Here is a 17,364-nt window from a genome sequence, read left to right as displayed (position 1 = left end):
CAGGTCACTCCTAGCACTGTCGATGACAGGAGTTTGGTATCGTGGAAACGGTTTTTTCCAAGGAGATTCAGGATGGTCTGGATCGGGCGCGTGTGGAGGGGATGAGAAAGTCCTCTCGGTTGCGTGTGACAGTGGACGGGCAGATCAAACCGGTCTTGCGGATGTGGAAGACAGGGTTCGCCATGGAGGCGGATGCGCCTGCGTTGCGGGGGTTTGTCGATCTCTATGATGGCAGCATACATCTTTTCCAGTGTCTGATTGTCACCAGCGAAGAAGAGGCAGGCGAGCGCCGCTTCGAATTCAAGCGCGCCACCGCGGTGGCGGAAAAGCCCGCCGTTGATTTTGAGCGTCTCGACAGTGCGCCCACCGCTCTGATCGAGGATACGCGCGGCGCTACTGCAGATCGCTGAAGGCGTCTTTGAGCCGCGTGCAGGCTTCTTCGACGCGGGCGCGCTGGGTCGCCAGATTGAAGCGCAGGCAGGTTTCGCCCCCGGGTCCGAAGTCAGGCCCGCTGCTGGGGGCAATGCGGGCCACCTTGCGTACCCGATGCGATATCTCTTCAAAGCGCATGCCGGTGCCCGAAAAGTCCACCCAGGCGAGATAGGTGGCCTGCAGCGGCATCGAGGCCGCCCCGGGGATGTCTGCGATGGCCGCATCAAAGAGTTTGCGGTTCTCGTCAAGGTGCGCGATCTGCGCATCCGCCCAGTCCGCCCCTTCCGGGGAGTAGGCGGCCGTGATCATACGCAAGCTGAGACCCGCAGGTTTGTAATCCAGCGCGTTCAGCCGTTTTTGCATATCCGAACGAAGCTTGGGATCGGGAATTATCATGTTCCCGGTGCGTTGCCCGGCGATGTTGAAGGTCTTGGAGGCGGCTGTCAGCAGCACCAGACGGTCCGTGATCTCCGGGGCCGCGATATGCATCGGGACAAAGGTCGCGCCCGGAAAGACCAGATCGTGATGTATCTCGTCCGACACCAGGATCAGATCATTGCGCACCGCAAAATCCGCAACCGCCCGCAACTCGTCGGCTGTCCAGACGCGGCCCGACGGGTTTTGGGGTGAGCACCAGATCAGCATCTGCTCTGACCCGTCCAGCCGCGATTGGGCGTCCTCCAGGTCCAAGACATATTGCGATCCCTCGCGCTTGAGCGGGCAGGCGACGACCGAGCGCCCGGCCTTTTCCGCTTTCACGCGGAACTCGTGATAGACCGGGTTGAAGGTCACAACCCTTGCCCCCGGATCGGTCCAGACATCCAGACAGAGTGCGATGGCGTTGCCGAGGCCCTGAGAGGTCAGAATCCAGGAGGTGTCGATTTCCCAGTTATGGCGTGTTTTCATCCACCATTGCACCGCCTGAAGGTATTCGTCGTAGATCGGCATATAGCCAAAGACCCCATGATCCGCCGCTTTGCGCAGGGCGTCGATCACGCAGGGGGCCGTGGGATAGTCGCTGTCGGCGGTCCACATCGCCAACCCGTCCTCGGCGGGGACGTCGTAGAGTTCCTCCATCATATCCCACTTGGAGCTCTGCGTGCCGCGGCGGTCTATGGGATCGTTGAATGACATGGGGCCTCTCCTGCGCTTTGACTGAGCTGAAAGCTATCTGGAAACACGGCAGGGGCAAGCCCAAGTTCTGTTGCACCGGAAGGGTGCATGACCTAAATGAACCCTATGAAACGGAATATCCTTTTGCACCCCGATCCCCGGCTGAAGAAAGTGGCCTCTCCCGTTGCGGATATCACGGATGATTTGCGCCAGCTTGCCGATGACATGCTGGCGACGATGTATGAGGCGCCCGGCATCGGGCTGGCGGCTCCTCAGGTCGGCGTCTTGCAACGGCTGGTGGTTATGGACTGCATCAAGGAAAAAGGCGAAGCTCCGCGCCCGCTGGTGATGTTCAACCCGGAGGTCGTTGCCGCCTCCGACGAGACCAGCGTCTACGAGGAGGGCTGCCTGTCGATCCCGGAACAGTTCGCTGATGTCACGCGCCCGTCCGAGGTGGAAGTGCGCTGGATGACCCGGGACGGGACCGAGCAGTCCGAGGTGTTCACCGGCCTCTGGGCGACCTGTGCGCAGCATGAGATCGATCATCTGGAGGGCAAGCTTTTTATTGACTATCTCAAACCTCTGCGGCGGCAGATGATCACCCGCAAGATGGTCAAGCTCAAGCGCGAGCTTGCCCGCGCATGAGCCTGCGGGAGATCGTGAAGTGGCCTGACCCGCGACTGCGCGTGGCCTGTGACCCCGTCAACGACATCACGCCTGAAATCGAACGTCTGGCGGATGATATGCTGGAGACCATGTATGCCGCATCTGGCCGCGGGTTGGCGGCGCCTCAGGTCGGTGTGCTGCGCCGCCTTTTTGTGTTGGATATCCAATGGAAGGAGGCGGCGCGTGATCCGATGGTCTTTGTAAACCCGCAGATTGCCGGGACGAGCGACCGGATGGTCACGCAACCCGAGGTCTGCCTGTCGATCCCGGGGGTTGCCGCCGAGGTGTCCCGACCCGACCGGATTGATCTGCGCTGGACGGACCTTGGGGGTCAGCCGCAGGCGCAGAGCTTTGAGGGGATTGCCGCGGTCTGCATTCAGCATGAGATCGACCATCTGGAGGGTATCGTGACGTTGGACCATCTCCCGCAGAACACCCGCGCGCGCGTGCTCAGGGACGAGAGCGAGGCGCAGGCTTGACCGTCCGCCCCTGTCTGAGATGGCCCGACGCGCGCCTGCGCACCGCAGCAGACGACGTGCCCGAGGTGACCGACGAGATCCGCGCGCTCTGGACAGATATGATCGACACGATGGATGCGATGCCGGGCGTCGGTCTGGCCGCGCCGCAGATCGGCGTGATGTTACGCCTTGCGGTTGTCGATGCCTCGGACAAACGTGACCGGCGTATTCGGATGGCAAACCCGGAGATCATAGAGGCTTCGGCAATCCTGAACGCGCATGAAGAGGCGAGCCCGAATCTGCCGGGTGTATCTGCCAAGATCAAACGCCCCCGGGCTGTGTCGGTGCGGTTTATGGACGAAACAGGGGCCTATCTGACGCGCGATTTTGTCGGGCTGGAGGCTACCAGCGTGCAGCATCAGATCGACCATCTGGCAGGGCGGATGTATTTTGACCGTCTCAGCAAGGTAAAACGGGACATGCTGTTGCGCCGGGCCCGCAAGGTGATGTCGTGAGCGGGTCGGCAGGCCTTACGGACCGCAAGGGGAGCAAAATGCGTTTAGTCTTCATGGGCACACCGGAATTTTCCGTGCCGATACTGGAGGCGCTGGTGGCGGAGGGGCATCAGATCGCTTGCGTCTATTGCCAGCCCCCGCGGCCTGCGGGCCGTGGCAAGAAGGAGCGCCCCACGCCTGTGCAAAGCTGCGCCGAGGCTCTGGGGTTGCCTGTGCGATCTCCGGCTTCGCTGAAATCCCCCCAGGCGCAGGCCGAGTTTGCCGACTTGCAGGCGGATGTTGCAGTCGTCGTGGCCTATGGTCTGATCCTGCCGCAAGCGATCCTCGATGCCCCCCGGCACGGGTGCCTGAACATCCACGCCAGCCTGCTGCCGCGCTGGCGGGGGGCCGCGCCCATTCACCGGGCGATCATGGCAGGGGACGCTCAGACCGGGATTTGCATCATGCAGATGGAGGCTGGACTGGATACCGGGCCGGTGCTTCGCCGGGCAGCGCTCGACATCGGGCCGGAGGAGACAACCGGCGCACTGCACGACCGGCTGAGCCGGTTGGGCGCGCAACAGATTGTCGAGGCCCTGGCGCAATTGGGGCAGCAGGTGCCGGTGGATCAGCCCGAGACAGGCGTCACCTATGCCGACAAGATCGACAAGTCCGAAGCACAGATAGACTGGCGCGCGCCTGCGCGGCAGGTTGACCGGCACATTCGGGGTCTCTCGCCCTTTCCCGGTGCCTGGAGCATGCAGGGGGGCACGCGGATCAAGATTCTGGCATCCCGGCTCAGCACCGGTGCGGGCGCACCGGGCACGGTCCTTCTCAACCCGCTCAGGGTGGTGTGTGGTGAGGGCGCGGTGGAACTGCTCCGCTTGCAGCGCGCAGGCAAGGGCGCGCAGGACGCCGCAACCTTTCTCAACGGCTGGCCGCTGACCGAAGGCACCAAATTCGAAGGGAAAAGCTGATGTTTCCAAGCCTGATCGGAACAGTCGTCATCGCCGGGATCGTTGGGTATCTGTCGGAAAAGACAAAATTTACCCATAATGGCTATCTGCAAAGCATCATCATCTGTATCGGCGGCGCTTTCCTGTTCTACTTTGTGACGCTGATGTTCGGGATCGGCTTTGCCCGGCCGGGGTTCAACGCGATTGCAGCCTCCATCGGGGCGCTCATCATTGTGCCCACGCACTGGCGCAGATAATCACTGCGCGGGGGTGCCTGCGACGACAGCGGCCTCCTTTGCGGCAGGCGAGCGGACGCAGAGCCGCAGCAGCGGCGGCACGGTCAGCAGGGTGAGGAACGCCGACATCGACAGCCCGCCCACAACGACCGCGCCGAGCCCGCGGTAAAGTTCTGATCCTTCGCCCGGGAAAACCACCAGCGGCAGCATGCCGCAGACGGAGGTGAGCGTTGACATGAAAATCGGGCGGATGCGGTTGCGGGTGGCCTCTTCGATGGCGTCAATCGGTGCCATGCCTTCATCGCGCAGATGATAGAGCGTCTGGTGTACGATCAGGATCGCGTTGTTGACGACGATCCCCACAAGGATGATGAAGCCCAGCAATGTCAGCATATCGAGCGGTTGGGTCTGGAAAGTATTCAGCAAGGCCAGCCCTCCCACACCCCCCGCCGCGGCCACCGGTACGGAGATCAGAATGACCAGGGGCAACACAAAGCTCTCAAACAGGATCGCCATGACCAGGAACACGATGATGAGGGCGACCGCGAGGTTGATCTGAATGGCCTCCCAGGTCTGGCTGAGCTGATCGGCCGTGCCGGAGACGGTGACCCGCACGCCATTGGGCAGGCCACGCTCTTGCAGGGGGGCCACGACCTCCTGCTCCAAAAGCTCAACGGCGGCTTCGAGGGGCAGGGCGTCGGAGGGGCGTATCTCGAGCGTGATGGTGCGCAGCCGGTCCCGGTGACGTATCTCTGTGGGGCCGGCGGTCACCACCACATTGGCCAGCGCGGAGACGGGTATGATCTGACCCGAGGGGGTCACCACGGGATAATGCCCGATGTCCTGCGTGCGCTGCTGGAACCGCAGCCCGGGGTCCCCCTTGAGCATCAGGTTGATCCGTTCCGCGCCAACGGTGATTTCGGCGATCCGCAGCCCGTCGTTGAAGGCATCGACAGTGGTGGCCAGATCCGAGGCCGTCAGCCCCGCATCGGCCAGCCGCAGGCGGTCGGGCACGAGACGCACCTCGGGCGCGCCGAGTTCAAGGCCGGGGATCGGGCGGAACTGATGACCTTCGGCGCGTGGCAGCAGTTGCGAGATCACCCCGGCGGCCTGCCCCGCGACCGAGAGGATTTCGTCAAGATCCTGCCCGGAGATATTCAGCTCGATCGTACGTCCGCCGCCCACGCCCCGCCCAAAGAGCGAGGGTTGCGTCATGAAGCCAAAGGTGCCGGGTTCGGCAAAGATCGGCTGCGACAGAACCGGGATCAGGTCACCGGCACGGGTACCATCCATTGCCGAGGCGCCGACAAAGCTGTTGCCGGGCGTGGCGACAAAGAAGAAGTTATCAATTGTCGGCGTGCCGTCCTCGGTCTGGGTTTCGGGGGCTGCTTCCCACAAGGGAGTTGCGACGGTCTCGATCCGTTCGGCGATGGTCTGGGTTGTGTCGAGGTTATAACCCGGCGGCGGGATGATGAGCCCAAAGACGAGGTTGCGGTTGCCCTCCGGCAGATACTCCAGCCGCGGCAGGAAGGTCACCGTGGCAATCGCAGCCCCTCCGGCAATGGCGGCCACCATCAAGATGCCCAGGGTGCGAAAGCGGACCGTCATCCGCACATAGGACATCACGAGACGATGGAAACCGCGCGCCAGATGATCGAGGCCCCAGATGTTGATCTTCTTTTGCTCTCCACTGGTGAGCAAGCGGCTGGCAAGCGCGGGGATCACGGTGACCGCCACGACCAGCGACAGCAGCACCGAGACGGAGATCGCCACCGCGATGTCGCGAAAGAGCTGTCCGGCCTCAAGCTGCATGATGAGGATCGGTACAAAGACCAGAACCGTTGTCAGCGCAGAGACCAGAATGGCCCCCCAGACCTGTTTGGCCCCCAAATAGGCCGCGTCGCGTCGCGATTTGCCCTCCTCCCGCAGCCGGTAGATGTTTTCCAGCACAACGATGGCGGCATCCACGATCATGCCCACGGCAAAGGCGATCCCCGCCAGCGAGATCACATTGAGCGTCCGCCCCGTTGCGGCCATCGCCACGAAGGTCGCCACAATGCTGACCGGTATGGCAAGCGACACGACAAGTGTCGCGCGCGGACTGCGCAGAAAAGCCAGCAGCACGGCGGCGGCCAAGGCCCCGCCGATCCAGATGTTCTGTGTCACCAGATCGATCGCACCGTTGATATAGATCGTCTCGTCATAGGCTTGTCGCATGTTCAAACCGGCCTCGGCCACAGGACCTTCGGCAAGTTCTGCCAGCACATCCTGCACACGCGCCATCGTCTCGATCACATTGGCCCCCGGTTCGCGGACGATGTTGAATGCGAGCCCGGCTTCCCCGCGGAACCGCAGCCGGCTTGTGGGGTCGGCAAAGGCGAAACCCACATCTGCGATATCACCCACACGCACACGACCGGAGCCGCCTGTGCCCGTGCCAGAGCGCAAGACCACCTCTTCGATGGCGGCGACGGTGTTGAGGTTGCCTTCGGCGCGGACCACATAGCGGCGCTTGCCTTCCTCGACATCCCCTGCGGAGAGGGAGATGTTTTCGTCGCGCAGAATGCGGACCACCTCGGGCACCGTCAGGTCGAACCGCGACAGCCGCCGGGGATCGACCACGACCTGCAGTTCGCGGGTCACACCGCCAAAGACATTGACGGCAGAGACCCCTTCGATCCGTTCAATCCGGTCCTGGATGACATCGGAGACGAAATCGCCATAGGTCGGCATGGGCCGTGTGTTGCCCTCTTGCGCGGTCAGCAGCACCCAGGCGATCGGGCTGTCATCGGAGCCGGAGGTATCCAGTGAGGGTTCGCCTGCCTCATCGGGATAGTCCCCGACCCGGTCGAGCCGGTTTGACACCAGCAACAGGGACTGGCTCATGTCGGTGCCGACACCGAATTCCAATGTGACCTCCGCCTCGCCGGTCTGGGCCCGCGATGTCATGATGTCGAGCCCTTCAAGGCCGCGCAGGGCCTCTTCCTGCGGGTTTATGATCTCGCGCTCCACCTCGGAAGGGGCGGCCCCGGGCCAGTCGGTTGTGATCACGACGACAGGTTTGCGCACATCGGGTGCAAGCTGAATTGGAATGCGGCTGACGGCGATCAGGCCGAAAAGGACCGCCATGATAACGGCGGCAACGACGGCAATCGGGCGGTCGATCGCAAAGCGGATGATATCCATGGTCGTTGCCTCCTAGTTGCTCGCGGTCATGGGGGCGATTTCCTGCCCCGGGCGCAGCCGTTCGTTGCCACGGGTCACGACAACATCGCCATCGGCCAGCCCGCTGAGCACTTCAAACCGGTCCCCGAGGGCCACCCCGATCTCAACCGTGCGGGGCTGGGCCGTGCCGTCTGCTGCGACAAAGACCGTCCAGCCGCCGCGCGCCTGAACCAATGCGTCCTTGGGCACCGACAAGACCTCTCTGGGGACGCTGATCGGGATGTTGACGGTGATCGACTGGCCGATGGCCAGCGCATTCAAGTCGGCCAATTGCTCTGAGACAAAGCGCACAGGCCGGGTGCGTGTCGCGGTGTTTTCGACGGGCAGCAAGACCCTGACCTCCAATGCCATGGTCTCGTCCGTCTCGGTGTAGCCTTCTACGGCCAGCCCCGGTTCGAGAACGCTGACAAAACGCGAGGGCACACTGGCTTCGATCTCGATGGATTGCGTGTCCAGCAAGGATACGACCGGTGCGCCGGAGCTGATGAATTCACCCGGATTGGTCGTGACTTCCAGTACGATGCCGGGGAAGGGGGCTATGATCTCGGCGCGGTCCAACTGGTAGCGGGCCTCGGCCAAGGCGGCTTCCGCGGTTTTGACGCGGGCCTGCGCTTCGGCAAGCGTGCCTTCGGCCTGGAAATAATCGCTTTGCGCATCATCAAAACGGCTGATCGAAAAGGACGCCGTATCGCGCAGCCCTTCGATTCTTGCCAAAGCGTTTGTCGCGCGGTTCAGGTTCGATTCGGCAATCGTGATCCCGGCCTGTGCTTCGGCCAGCTGGGCGTCGGCCTGGCGGGCGAGAATCTCCAGCAGTTCGGTATCGAGCCTGGCCAGCACATCTCCCTTCTCGACGATGGCCCCTTCCAGGACCAAAACCTCGCCGACCGTCCCTGCGATCCGGCTGGCAATCGTCCCTTCCCGCGAGGTGACAACCTCGGCAAAAAGCGGAACAGTTTCTGCAACCGTTTGTATCTGAACCGTTTCGACTCCCACCGCCGCTGGCCCGCCTTGGGACACTGCAGCCGTTGGGGCCGCGAGGGAGACACAGGCCGATATAACGGAAAAAATGCCCTTCTGGGCGAAAACAGAGGTCATGAAATAGCCTTTTCCGATATCAAACAGTTCAACTAAACCAGATAGTTCGTTTTTTCGAGCTTCAAACCCGCTGGTTATCCCGTTCACGTCGATATGATGACTTAATTTCGGGGCTTAAACCAGTCCTCCGGTGAACTTGAACAGGACTGCAGGTCGGCGGTTTGCTCTTCACCGGGCTCCTGCCCGGCAAAGCCGATCAGGCGGGCACGCACCAGTTTGCTGCGGGCCGTTCGGCCATTTTGACCAAAGCGGATGAGTTGGATGTGTCCTTTTCCACCGTCATCGAGTTTGCCAAAGTGCAGTTTTCATCGACTGCTCGGAAAGGAGCTACCCAATGACAGTAAAGACCGTTGGCCTGGATCACTGACCGGCAGTCTGTTGCGCGAGTTCGGGCACATCCTGCCCATTGGGATTGAAGCAGTGACGGCGTTTGCAAAGCGTCATCTGGCTGGAGATCATCCCAAAATGCCAGAGATCGCAAACGGCATGCTTGGCATGCAGTGCTATCAATTCATCGGCTTGAACGAACGCATCGATGGCTGTTGCAAGATGATCGAACAACATGCCATGCTAAGTTTTGATGCGCGCAGGTTGATGCGCATGCCGGGAATTGGACCGATCACGGCCTCAGCGGTCGTCGCCACGATTGGTGACGCACATCAGTTCCGCAAAGGGCGCGATCTAGCCGCATGGCTTGGACTGCCGCCACTCAACAAATCGAGTGGCGGCAAAGAGCGTCTGGGCAAGATCACGAAGAAAGGCGATCGCTATATCCGGAAGCTTCTGGTGGTCAGCATGACCTCGCGCGCTGTCATGGCAAAGCGTTCGTCTGAAAAGGCGGATCTTTGGGCCGCGATAGATCATCGCGGACAAACCATTCCGGTCGGCAGCAACAGCGATGTCCAACAAGGCAGCCAGGATCATCTGGGAGATGCTCACAAAGAAACAGGAATACCAGGAGCCAGCGTTCTGACCACGCGCACTGCGGAGAAATGAAAGACGTTGAAGGGATGATGCGGATTAAGTCAACCAAGAGCAAGGACACTCCGGGAATGTCAGCGGCGGCCCCCAAGGTCGATAAGCCGATTGGAACCTCGCTTGCGGACCTCATCCACTGCCCGGCAGGGTATTGCGCAGCGATGTCCCGACAGAGAGGGCCAGCGGAACACCACCGCACAAACAGGCCCCTTTCATTGATTGCTTTGCAATCAACTACCGGGCAGTGGGAACAGACCACAGTACTGACGAAAGTCACCGCAGAAATCAAAAAAACGCTCGCAATGCAGGAGCCATACTCAGATGCTGTTGGTGCCAAAAAAGGAATGCCCAAAGCTGATCAATCTGACTCCTTGTTGGCAACGGACAGCTTCATGGAGGAAGTTCATGCCAAGGGCAGTATCCGCCCGAATTACTCCAAGTGTGCCGTTCTAGTTGGATCGGCCGGCAATTCGGCCCAAAACAGCCGCTGCCAAAAGACCGTTACCCGACAAATAGCCGCTGTCAGCGCTGCCTGAAACGCCGCAGGCCGCGCCACCACCCGCAAAGAGATTGGAAAACGCGCCTCCGTCGGGACGCAGCACGCGGGCGTCAGCGTCGACGCAAAGCCCGCCTTGGGTGTGAAACAACGCTCCGGTCACACGAACCCCGCAGAATCTTGCGCATAGAGGCGGACCTTCGAAGCGGCGGCCAAATTCGTCTATTTGGCCCCATGGAATTTGGGCGAGTGTCTCGCCAAGTGCAGTGGGCGGCAATCCGAACACCCGAGCGAGGCCCTCGATTGTGTCGTCGGTCCGTACCGCTCCAGCGGCCTCTGCGCGCTTGAAGTCTTCGAATTGTCGCGCGATCCCGGCGATGCGTTCGTCGAAGATCGCGAAAGCTTCGCCGCCGGGTTGGGCCAGCACGGCACGCGCCGCTTCCGAATAACCCTGCGCTTCGTTCCAAAACCTCTCACCGTAGTGGTTCACCTGTATCCCGCCTTGGGTGATCACTGCCCATGTGATCAGGATGCCATGTGGATGCGCGACATTTCCGTGCCCCTGATAGGCCCCGAGGTGCCGGGTCTTGGCTCCGATGGCGTCCGCCCAAAGCACGGCCTCGCCGCGGTTGCCGTCATGACCGAACCAAACCGCCTCGGAGATGTCCGGCATGTGTTGTGCGACGAGGTCGCGATTGCCGCCGAACCCGTTGCAAGCGAGGATCAGCCGGTCGCATCCTATGGTCTCGACCCCGCCGTCGGGGCGGGTGACGCCAACACCGGCGATCCGGTCTTCGGCATGGTAAAGCGTTGTCGCACGGCTTTCACAGACGATATCGATCCCTGCGGTTTCGGCAGCACTACGCAGCGCGTCGATCAGTTCCGTGCCTGAGCGGCTGGGCAATCCGTGCATTCGGTGACGGGAATGGCCGGGATAGTCGAAATCGGTCACAACGGAAAACGGCAGGTGGTGGGTGTCGCTTAGCCAGTCGATGACCTCTGCTGCGCCATGGGCCAGCAGTTCGGCCAGTGAGGGGTCGTTCTCGCCATGCGCCTTGGCCTGGATGTCGGCGGCGAACCTCTCGGGTGTATCGTCGATGCCGGCGGCACGTTGAACCCTTGTACCAGCCGCCGGGATCAGTCCCGCTGACAATGCCGTCGAGCCGCGTGGCACCTCGTCGGCCTCGACCACCAGCACCTCTCGGCCTGTCTCCACAGCTGAAAGGGCAGCGACCAACCCGCAGGCGCCCGCACCGATGATCAGTGTCTCGACCGATAGGTCGAAACGGTCAGGAGGTGCCGAGACGCTGACGTCAGTTGCCGTCATAGCGTTTGCCGAGGGTCAGCATCTCGGTGGTGCCGATAGCTTCGTTCAACCCGTCGAAATCGAACATCCGGTCCTGGAACCGCGTGTTTGAGCCGTGGGCGGCGAGGCTTTGATAGTAGGCTTCGCCAGTGCGGGCGAGCGCCCGGACGATGCCGCCGGGAAAGATCACGATGGAAAAGCCCAGGCTTTCCAGATCATCCGATCCAGTGATCGGGGTTGCACCGCCTTCGACCATGTTCGCCAGCAGCGGGATGCGTACGGCGAAGGTCTTGGCGACGTCCTCCAGTTGCGCGCGGGTCTGGGGTGCCTCGATGAACAGCACATCCGCACCTGCCTCAATATAGGCCTCGGCCCGATCCATAGCGGCGGAAATCCCCTCGACGGCGATCGCGTCGGTGCGTGCGATGATCAAGGTGTCGCGAGCGCGTGCGTCGGCCATCGCAGCGATCTTGCCTACCATCTCGGTCGCGGGGATCAGGGACTTGTCTGTCAGATGCCCGCAGCGCTTCGGATGGCTTTGGTCTTCGACCTGCAAGGCCGCGGCACCGGCGCGCTCGTAGACCCGCATTGTGCGTTGCGCGTTCAATGCGTTGCCAAAGCCGGTATCGGCGTCGATGATCACCGGCAGCTCGACGCGGTCGGCGATCAGCGCCATGGTGTCGGCCATTTCCGACATAGTGCTGAGCCCGATGTCGGGGCGCCCCAGTCGAGTATAGGCCACCGCCGCCCCCGACAGATAGAGCGCCTGAAACCCCGCCGCCTCGGCCAGCGTTGCTGTCAACCCGTCGTAGACGCCAGGGGCGACCAGGATTTCCTTTTGCGCGAGCCGGGCGCGCAATGTCATGTCGCGGCCTCCAACCAGCTCAAAGCATCAGCGCAGCTCATCTGATGCGTGACCGTGCCGAGAGAGAGCAGCGTTGCATCATGGACTTCTTGACGAAAGGCCGCGCAGCCATCGGTGAGCATCACGGTATCGATGTTGCGCAGATGCGCGTCCCTGAGCGTCGAAGCGACGCCCCCGTTTGTCACAATGCCGCCGACGATCAGGGTTTCGATCCCGGTTGCACGCATGATGTACTCCAGTCGGGTTTGGTAGAAGGCCGAATAGGCCACCTTTTCAATGGTGAAGTCTGCAGGAGCCAGCGTATCCACCAAAGAGTGCCCGAAGCCACCCGGAACAAAATCCCCCCGGCCCAGAAACGGGCGCAGGGTTTTCAGATGAGGCGCGATCAATGGCTCTCCGTCGCGGTCGGGTACAAGCGTGAACTGTGCAGAGAAATACCGCCCGCCCCGCGTGCGCAAGGCGGCAGCAAGCGGTGCGATGCGGTCGGGAAGCGCCGTGATCGCCTCGTCGGTTTGGCCAGCGCGTCCATAAGCACACTCCGGATGCAGAAAGTCGTTTTGCAGGTCGATTGTCAAAAGCGCTGTGCGCGACAGGTCCCAAGTGGTCGGATCGCTCATGCGTCTCCCTCCACCGGTTCGATGATGGTGTTGCCAAAACGGTCGACCTTTCCGGCGAGGCCCGGTTCAATCAGCACCGTTGTGTCGGGTTGGGTTAGAATGGCCGGACCGTTGATCACGGCGCCGACGGGCAGCGACAGCCGATCATGGATAGCGGTCTCAAGCCAGACGTTGCCGAAGTGAACTTTCCGGGTGGCGGTTGGAGCGACGCTTCCAGTGGTACCTGGTGCTAGCGTGGCCAGATCGAACTTGGGCCGTTTGCCGGTGACCGCAGTGCGCAGATTCAATATCCGCCGCGTGCCGTTCTGAAGAAGCCGCCCAAAGGTGGCCTGATAGGTAGTGTCGAACGCCACCTCGATCTCGGCCTTAGAGGGCGGCGTTACCTTGTCGTCCACCATCGTGACATCAAGCGGCACCGACACGGTGTGCGTTTGCCCGACATAGGCCATATCGAGCGTGAACGACGCCTCGCGTGCCTCAAAACTGGTGCGGGAGGCTTCCAGCAGTGCCATCCCGTCATCGGTATTAGCCTGCATGAAGTCACCCAATGCGGCTTCATCCAGCGTGTCGACCAGCGTGTTGACGGTCTGCACGAAGTCCTGCCGCATGTCGGCGATCACGCAGCCCATGGCAGAGGTAACGCCGGGATAGCGAGGCACAATCGCGCGCGCGATCCCGACCTCGGCCAACATCGCGCCTGCATGCAGCGCGCCGCCACCGCCGAATGGCATGAAGGCAAAACGCTTTGGATCGAAGCCCCGTTCGATGGACACGAGCCGGATTGCACCGGCCATCCGCGAATTGGCGACCCGCAGAATGGCCTCGGCCGCTGCGACCGTGTCGAGGCCCAGCGGCGCGCCCACATGGGCGTCGATGGCCCGCCCGGCGGCTTCGATATCCAGCCGGTCAAGTTTGCCGCCAATGGGGTTATCGGGATCAATCCGGCCCAGCACCACATTTGCGTCCGTCACCGTCGGCCGGTCATTGCCCAGCCCGTAGGCCACAGGGCCGGGATCAGACCCGGCGCTTTCGGGGCCGATGTTCAAAAGCCCTCCCTTGTCGACCCAGGCGATCGAGCCACCGCCCGCTCCGATGGTGGTAATCTCGATCATCGGGTTGCGGACCACCATGCCGAAATCGATCGAGGTTTGAGGCGACAGAATGGATTGCCCGCCCGCGATCAGGGACACGTCGAAACTGGTGCCGCCCATATCGCCGGTGATGACGTTATCAAAGCCCGCGACACCGGCGATATATCCCGCCGCAATCACGCCCGCAGCCGGGCCGGACAAGGCGGTGCGCACCGGCAGGCGACAGGCAGTATCCACCGTCATCACGCCGCCGTTTGACTGCACGATCATGAACTCGCCGTCGAACCCGCCTTCGGTCAGGGCCGTTTCCAGACGTCCCAGATAGCCCGAAACTTCGGGTTGCAAATAGGCATTCAGCGCAGTGGTCGAGAACCGCTCGAACTCGCGTATCTCGGGCAATATCTCGGAAGACGCAGAGACATGCGGATTGGGCCAGACCTCGCGCACAGCGGCCACGGCGGCAGCCTCATTTTCCGGATTGGCATAGGCATTGGCGAACAGCACCGCGACGGCCTTGCAACCCTGATCGCACAACTGCCGAGCTGCCATGCGCACGGCGTCAAGATCGACCGGCGTGCGAATGCTGCCATCGGCCAGTGTGCGCTCTTGCACTTCCAGCCGGTCACGCCGGTCAACGACCGGTTCGAAATCGCCGCGTAGCCCCCAGGTGCGAGGCCGGTCGCGGCGGCGCATTTCCAGAACGTCGCGCAACCCCGCGGTGCAGATGACACCGGTCTTGGCACCCTTGCGCTCCAGCAGGGCGTTCGTTCCGGCCGTCGTGCCATGAACGACCACCGCCACCTCGCTAAGTGTGTCGACCTCGCGCCCGATGCCGTCAAGAAACCCAACCGACTGGTCGGGTCGGGTCGTGGGCACTTTGGCAACGCTGGCCGAGCCGGCGGCCTCGTTCAGCACGAAGACGTCCGTAAACGTACCACCGACATCGACGCCGATCATTTGCCCGCTCATACCGTCACCTCGCGCCAGGCGGTTCCATAGTCGGTGTCGGCCTGATCGGCGCTGACCAGACCACGCGCAACATCCCGTGCCACCGCGCGCGCCTCGCGTGCCGCCGCCGGGCCGTATCCGCCGCCGCCCGGTGTTTCCAGCCGCACCGCCTGCCCTTGTGTCAGCTTGATCCCGCGCATTTTCGAGGCCAACGGCGGTGCTTGCCAACCGTCCGATTGTTCAAAGGTGAAATGGTTCATGGCTCCATCGCCACCCTCGACAATCCCTTTCGGAGCAAACCGCCCGCGCTCGCCGAAGAGAAATGCCTCCGCACCATTTTCCTCAAGCACTTCAATCTCATAGACGGCACCCATCCCGCCACGGTGCGCGCCTGCACCGCCCGAATCGGGCCGTAAAGCCCAGGTGCGGAACATTACCGGATAAGCCGCTTCAAGGATCTCCATCGGCGGAATGGTCGCCGTCGAGATTGGCGCATTGCCGTGGTTCAACCCATCGCTTTCGACCGAACCGCCGTGTCCGCCACCGTAGAACGAAAACATGACCCAAGCCGTGCCGTCCGACCGCTTTCCTGCAATCGAAAGCGCATTGATCGTGCCGTAAGCATTGGCCACAACCCGGTCTGGCGCAGCTTGCGCGAAGGCCGAAAAGACCACGTCGATCATGCGCAGGATGGTCTCAGTGTAGCCGCCCGTCGGAGCGGGAAACTCGGCGGAAAGAAGCGACCCTTCAGGCACGATCACCTCAATGGGGCGCATTACGCCCGCGTTGGCGGGAAGGGCTGGGAACACATGCTTGATGGCGACATAGGCCGCCGCGGCCGTGGTGGGCAGCGCGATGTTGACCGGCCCCGCGCATTGCGGCGAAGAACCCGAAAAATCCAGCACCATCCGGTCGTCTTTGATCTCCAAAGCCACCCGGATCTTCAGTGCTTCATCGATGATACCGTCGTTGTCGAGGAAATCCTCGGCCTCCCATCGTCCGTCCGGCAGCTCGGCCAGTTCGGCCCGCATCAATGCTTCGGCCCGGTTGCCCAAAGCTTCAAGTGCGGCCGTAATCGTATCGCCGCCATATTCGGTCAGCAACTCATCCATCCGCTGGACACCCAGATCAAGCGCGCCAAGCTGGCCATTCAGGTCTCCCATCGCCGATTGCGGCAACCGGGTATTGCGCAAGAGAATGTCGATGATGTCCTGATTGACGGTCCCCTTCCGTGCCAGTTTCACGGGCGGCAGCACGAAGGCCTCCTGAAACACCTCGGTCGCGCCCGGATTGTAATTGCCGGGTACCGCGCCGCCGACATCGTGCCAATGGCCAACCGACGCGAGGAAACAGAACAGCTTACCGTTGTGGAAGTAGGGTCGTACCAGGCGCATGTCGCTTAGATGTGTGCCGCCGATGTGTGCATCGTTGAAGATGTAGATGTCACCGTTTTCCAGATCGCCGTCAGCGGCGGCTTTTTCGATTACCGCTTTCACCGCGAACGACATCACACCGACGAAGATCGGCAGGCCGGATTTACCCTGCACCAAGGTGTCGCCAGTGGTGGCGTGATACAGCCCGTGGCTGGCGTCATGCGCCTCGGCGATGATCGGGTTAAAGGCCGCGCGGAACAGCGTGGCATCCATCTCGTCGGCGATCTGTTCCATTCGGCCGGCAAGAACCGACAGCGTGATCGGGTCGATTTCGGTCATTTGCGCGCCTTTAATTCTGCAATGTCGTTCCAGACCTCTTGGCGAGTGATGCGCCCGTCCATGACCTCGAACCGGTCAATAAAGCGGATGCCGTCAAAAGGGGAACCGTCGGGCCATTCACCCGACAAGGTGCCGCGGCAATAGACGACCGCAACATCACCGAGCCCCTGCATCGCCTCGAAGCCTTGATAGGTTTTGGCGACGTGATTGTACCGAGGCTTGGCCCAGTTGATCAGTTCCTGCAACGAGGTCATCGGACCTGAACCGGGAAAGGCCATCATGAAGCCTTCACCCAGCATAGACTGAGCGCGAGCAAGGTCGCGCGCCTCCATCGCGGTAAGGAAATCGCGCACGAGTTGGGCCGGATCCGATCGCGCGGGGGCCGGGCTGCGCGTGGTCCCACCGCGGTAGTAATCCTGTGCAGGAAGGTCGTGGATCAGCACTGTCACCAGCTCGGCTGCCGCGGGCACCACGAATCGCACCGCCTCGGTCAGCGCTGCGCCAAGCCGTTGTTTTTCTTTCGGAGAATAGCCTTCGATTACATGCAGCTCGACGATTGGCACGGTACACTCTCCATTCATTTGTATTATCTGTAATAACAATTGTGTTTCATTGTTAAGCAGAATCATCGTCGAAATGAAGTACAATCTCTTGCATTTTCTAGGGGTATCACTAG

At 61.8% G+C, this 17,364-nt stretch carries 16 protein-coding genes and 1 pseudogene; 8 read left to right on the top strand and 9 right to left on the bottom strand.

What is annotated here, in order from left to right; all coding sequences use genetic code 11:
* The first annotated feature begins 41 nt into the window (after positions 1-41).
* Positions 42-410: a hypothetical protein gene (locus tag H7847_RS04855; protein WP_227268263.1), complete on the top strand. Its 369-nt coding sequence runs from the start codon at positions 42-44 to the stop codon at positions 408-410.
* Here the strand turns inward: H7847_RS04855 and H7847_RS04850 are convergent.
* Positions 394-1,566: a MalY/PatB family protein gene (locus H7847_RS04850; protein WP_227268262.1), complete on the bottom strand. Its 1,173-nt coding sequence runs from the start codon at positions 1,564-1,566 to the stop codon at positions 394-396. The genes H7847_RS04855 and H7847_RS04850 overlap by 17 nt on opposite strands.
* Positions 1,567-1,671: 105 nt before the next feature.
* Between H7847_RS04850 and def (H7847_RS04845) the strand changes: the two genes are divergently transcribed.
* Genes def (H7847_RS04845) through H7847_RS04825 form a run of 5 tightly spaced genes read left to right on the top strand, consistent with a single transcriptional unit; the run spans position 1,672 to position 4,376 of the window.
* Positions 1,672-2,190 (top strand): peptide deformylase, encoded by a 519-nt coding sequence (def, locus tag H7847_RS04845; protein ID WP_227268261.1) that lies wholly within the window; start codon positions 1,672-1,674, stop codon positions 2,188-2,190.
* A complete protein-coding gene (gene def, locus H7847_RS04840; RefSeq protein WP_227268260.1) occupies positions 2,187-2,690 on the top strand; it encodes a peptide deformylase in 504 nt (167 codons plus the stop codon). The genes def (H7847_RS04845) and def (H7847_RS04840) overlap by 4 nt, the downstream gene beginning before the upstream one ends.
* On the top strand, positions 2,687-3,184 hold the full coding sequence (def, locus tag H7847_RS04835) for a peptide deformylase (protein WP_227268259.1): 498 nt from the start codon (positions 2,687-2,689) through the stop codon (positions 3,182-3,184). The genes def (H7847_RS04840) and def (H7847_RS04835) overlap by 4 nt, the downstream gene beginning before the upstream one ends.
* A 38-nt stretch (positions 3,185-3,222) precedes the next feature.
* Entirely contained in the window at positions 3,223-4,140 is a 918-nt protein-coding gene (gene fmt, locus H7847_RS04830) for a methionyl-tRNA formyltransferase (protein ID WP_227268258.1), read from the top strand.
* Positions 4,140-4,376, top strand: a complete 237-nt coding sequence (locus tag H7847_RS04825; protein ID WP_227268257.1) for a hypothetical protein — start codon at positions 4,140-4,142, stop codon at positions 4,374-4,376. The genes fmt and H7847_RS04825 overlap by 1 nt, the downstream gene beginning before the upstream one ends.
* Here the strand turns inward: H7847_RS04825 and H7847_RS04820 are convergent, their stop codons facing one another.
* Both H7847_RS04820 and H7847_RS04815 read right to left on the bottom strand, forming a co-directional pair.
* Positions 4,377-7,541 carry an efflux RND transporter permease subunit gene (locus tag H7847_RS04820; RefSeq protein WP_227268256.1) on the bottom strand — a complete coding sequence of 1,055 codons (3,165 nt, stop codon included), beginning with the start codon at positions 7,539-7,541 and terminating at the stop codon, positions 4,377-4,379.
* A gap of 12 nt (positions 7,542-7,553) precedes the next feature.
* Positions 7,554-8,675, bottom strand: a complete 1,122-nt coding sequence (locus H7847_RS04815; RefSeq protein WP_227268255.1) for an efflux RND transporter periplasmic adaptor subunit — start codon at positions 8,673-8,675, stop codon at positions 7,554-7,556.
* 591 nt (positions 8,676-9,266) lie between these two features.
* On the opposite strand from H7847_RS04815, the pseudogene H7847_RS27105 reads away from it, so the two are divergent.
* Both H7847_RS27105 and H7847_RS04805 read left to right on the top strand, forming a co-directional pair.
* Positions 9,267-9,471: pseudogene (locus H7847_RS27105) on the top strand (transposase); the annotation flags it as partial.
* A gap of 196 nt (positions 9,472-9,667) precedes the next feature.
* The gene (locus H7847_RS04805; protein ID WP_227268253.1) at positions 9,668-10,189 is read left to right on the top strand and encodes a hypothetical protein; all 522 of its coding nucleotides are present in this window, start codon (positions 9,668-9,670) and stop codon (positions 10,187-10,189) included.
* Here the strand turns inward: H7847_RS04805 and H7847_RS04800 are convergent.
* The 6 genes from H7847_RS04800 to H7847_RS04775 are packed head-to-tail and all read right to left on the bottom strand — an operon-like array spanning position 10,103 to position 17,335.
* On the bottom strand, positions 10,103-11,476 hold the full coding sequence (locus H7847_RS04800) for an FAD-dependent oxidoreductase (protein ID WP_227268252.1): 1,374 nt from the start codon (positions 11,474-11,476) through the stop codon (positions 10,103-10,105). The genes H7847_RS04805 and H7847_RS04800 overlap by 87 nt on opposite strands.
* Complete coding sequence (locus H7847_RS04795) at positions 11,463-12,320, bottom strand: isocitrate lyase/PEP mutase family protein (RefSeq protein WP_227268251.1); 858 nt, start codon at positions 12,318-12,320, stop codon at positions 11,463-11,465. Before H7847_RS04795 ends, H7847_RS04800 begins: the two co-directional genes overlap by 14 nt.
* Positions 12,317-12,937 carry a cysteine hydrolase family protein gene (locus H7847_RS04790; protein WP_227268250.1) on the bottom strand — a complete coding sequence of 207 codons (621 nt, stop codon included), beginning with the start codon at positions 12,935-12,937 and terminating at the stop codon, positions 12,317-12,319. The genes H7847_RS04795 and H7847_RS04790 overlap by 4 nt, the downstream gene beginning before the upstream one ends.
* Positions 12,934-14,997 (bottom strand): hydantoinase/oxoprolinase family protein, encoded by a 2,064-nt coding sequence (locus tag H7847_RS04785; protein ID WP_227268249.1) that lies wholly within the window; start codon positions 14,995-14,997, stop codon positions 12,934-12,936. Before H7847_RS04785 ends, H7847_RS04790 begins: the two co-directional genes overlap by 4 nt.
* Complete coding sequence (locus H7847_RS04780; protein ID WP_227268248.1) at positions 14,994-16,688, bottom strand: hydantoinase B/oxoprolinase family protein; 1,695 nt, start codon at positions 16,686-16,688, stop codon at positions 14,994-14,996. The genes H7847_RS04785 and H7847_RS04780 overlap by 4 nt, the downstream gene beginning before the upstream one ends.
* Positions 16,685-17,335, bottom strand: coding sequence for a nuclear transport factor 2 family protein (locus H7847_RS04775; protein WP_264479465.1), 651 nt, complete (start codon positions 17,333-17,335; stop codon positions 16,685-16,687). The genes H7847_RS04780 and H7847_RS04775 overlap by 4 nt, the downstream gene beginning before the upstream one ends.
* Positions 17,336-17,364: the final 29 nt, after the last annotated feature.

The sequence above is a fragment of the Roseobacter weihaiensis genome (assembly GCF_020622345.1).
Taxonomy (GTDB): Bacteria; Pseudomonadota; Alphaproteobacteria; order Rhodobacterales; family Rhodobacteraceae; genus Roseobacter; species Roseobacter weihaiensis.
Note: the sequence above shows the minus strand (reverse complement) of the source record. Positions and strands in the feature narration are given on the sequence as shown.

Coding starts and splice junctions, on each gene's coding strand:
- H7847_RS04850 (WP_227268262.1), bottom strand. CDS start 1,566: ATGTCATTCAACGATCCCATAGACCGCCGCGGCACGCAGAGCTCCAAG.
- def (WP_227268261.1), top strand. CDS start 1,672: ATGAAACGGAATATCCTTTTGCACCCCGATCCCCGGCTGAAGAAAGTG.
- def (WP_227268260.1), top strand. CDS start 2,187: ATGAGCCTGCGGGAGATCGTGAAGTGGCCTGACCCGCGACTGCGCGTG.
- fmt (WP_227268258.1), top strand. CDS start 3,223: ATGCGTTTAGTCTTCATGGGCACACCGGAATTTTCCGTGCCGATACTG.
- H7847_RS04825 (WP_227268257.1), top strand. CDS start 4,140: ATGTTTCCAAGCCTGATCGGAACAGTCGTCATCGCCGGGATCGTTGGG.
- H7847_RS04820 (WP_227268256.1), bottom strand. CDS start 7,541: ATGGATATCATCCGCTTTGCGATCGACCGCCCGATTGCCGTCGTTGCC.
- H7847_RS04815 (WP_227268255.1), bottom strand. CDS start 8,675: ATGACCTCTGTTTTCGCCCAGAAGGGCATTTTTTCCGTTATATCGGCC.
- H7847_RS04805 (WP_227268253.1), top strand. CDS start 9,668: ATGAAAGACGTTGAAGGGATGATGCGGATTAAGTCAACCAAGAGCAAG.
- H7847_RS04800 (WP_227268252.1), bottom strand. CDS start 11,476: ATGACGGCAACTGACGTCAGCGTCTCGGCACCTCCTGACCGTTTCGAC.
- H7847_RS04795 (WP_227268251.1), bottom strand. CDS start 12,320: ATGACATTGCGCGCCCGGCTCGCGCAAAAGGAAATCCTGGTCGCCCCT.
- H7847_RS04790 (WP_227268250.1), bottom strand. CDS start 12,937: ATGAGCGATCCGACCACTTGGGACCTGTCGCGCACAGCGCTTTTGACA.
- H7847_RS04785 (WP_227268249.1), bottom strand. CDS start 14,997: ATGAGCGGGCAAATGATCGGCGTCGATGTCGGTGGTACGTTTACGGAC.
- H7847_RS04780 (WP_227268248.1), bottom strand. CDS start 16,688: ATGACCGAAATCGACCCGATCACGCTGTCGGTTCTTGCCGGCCGAATG.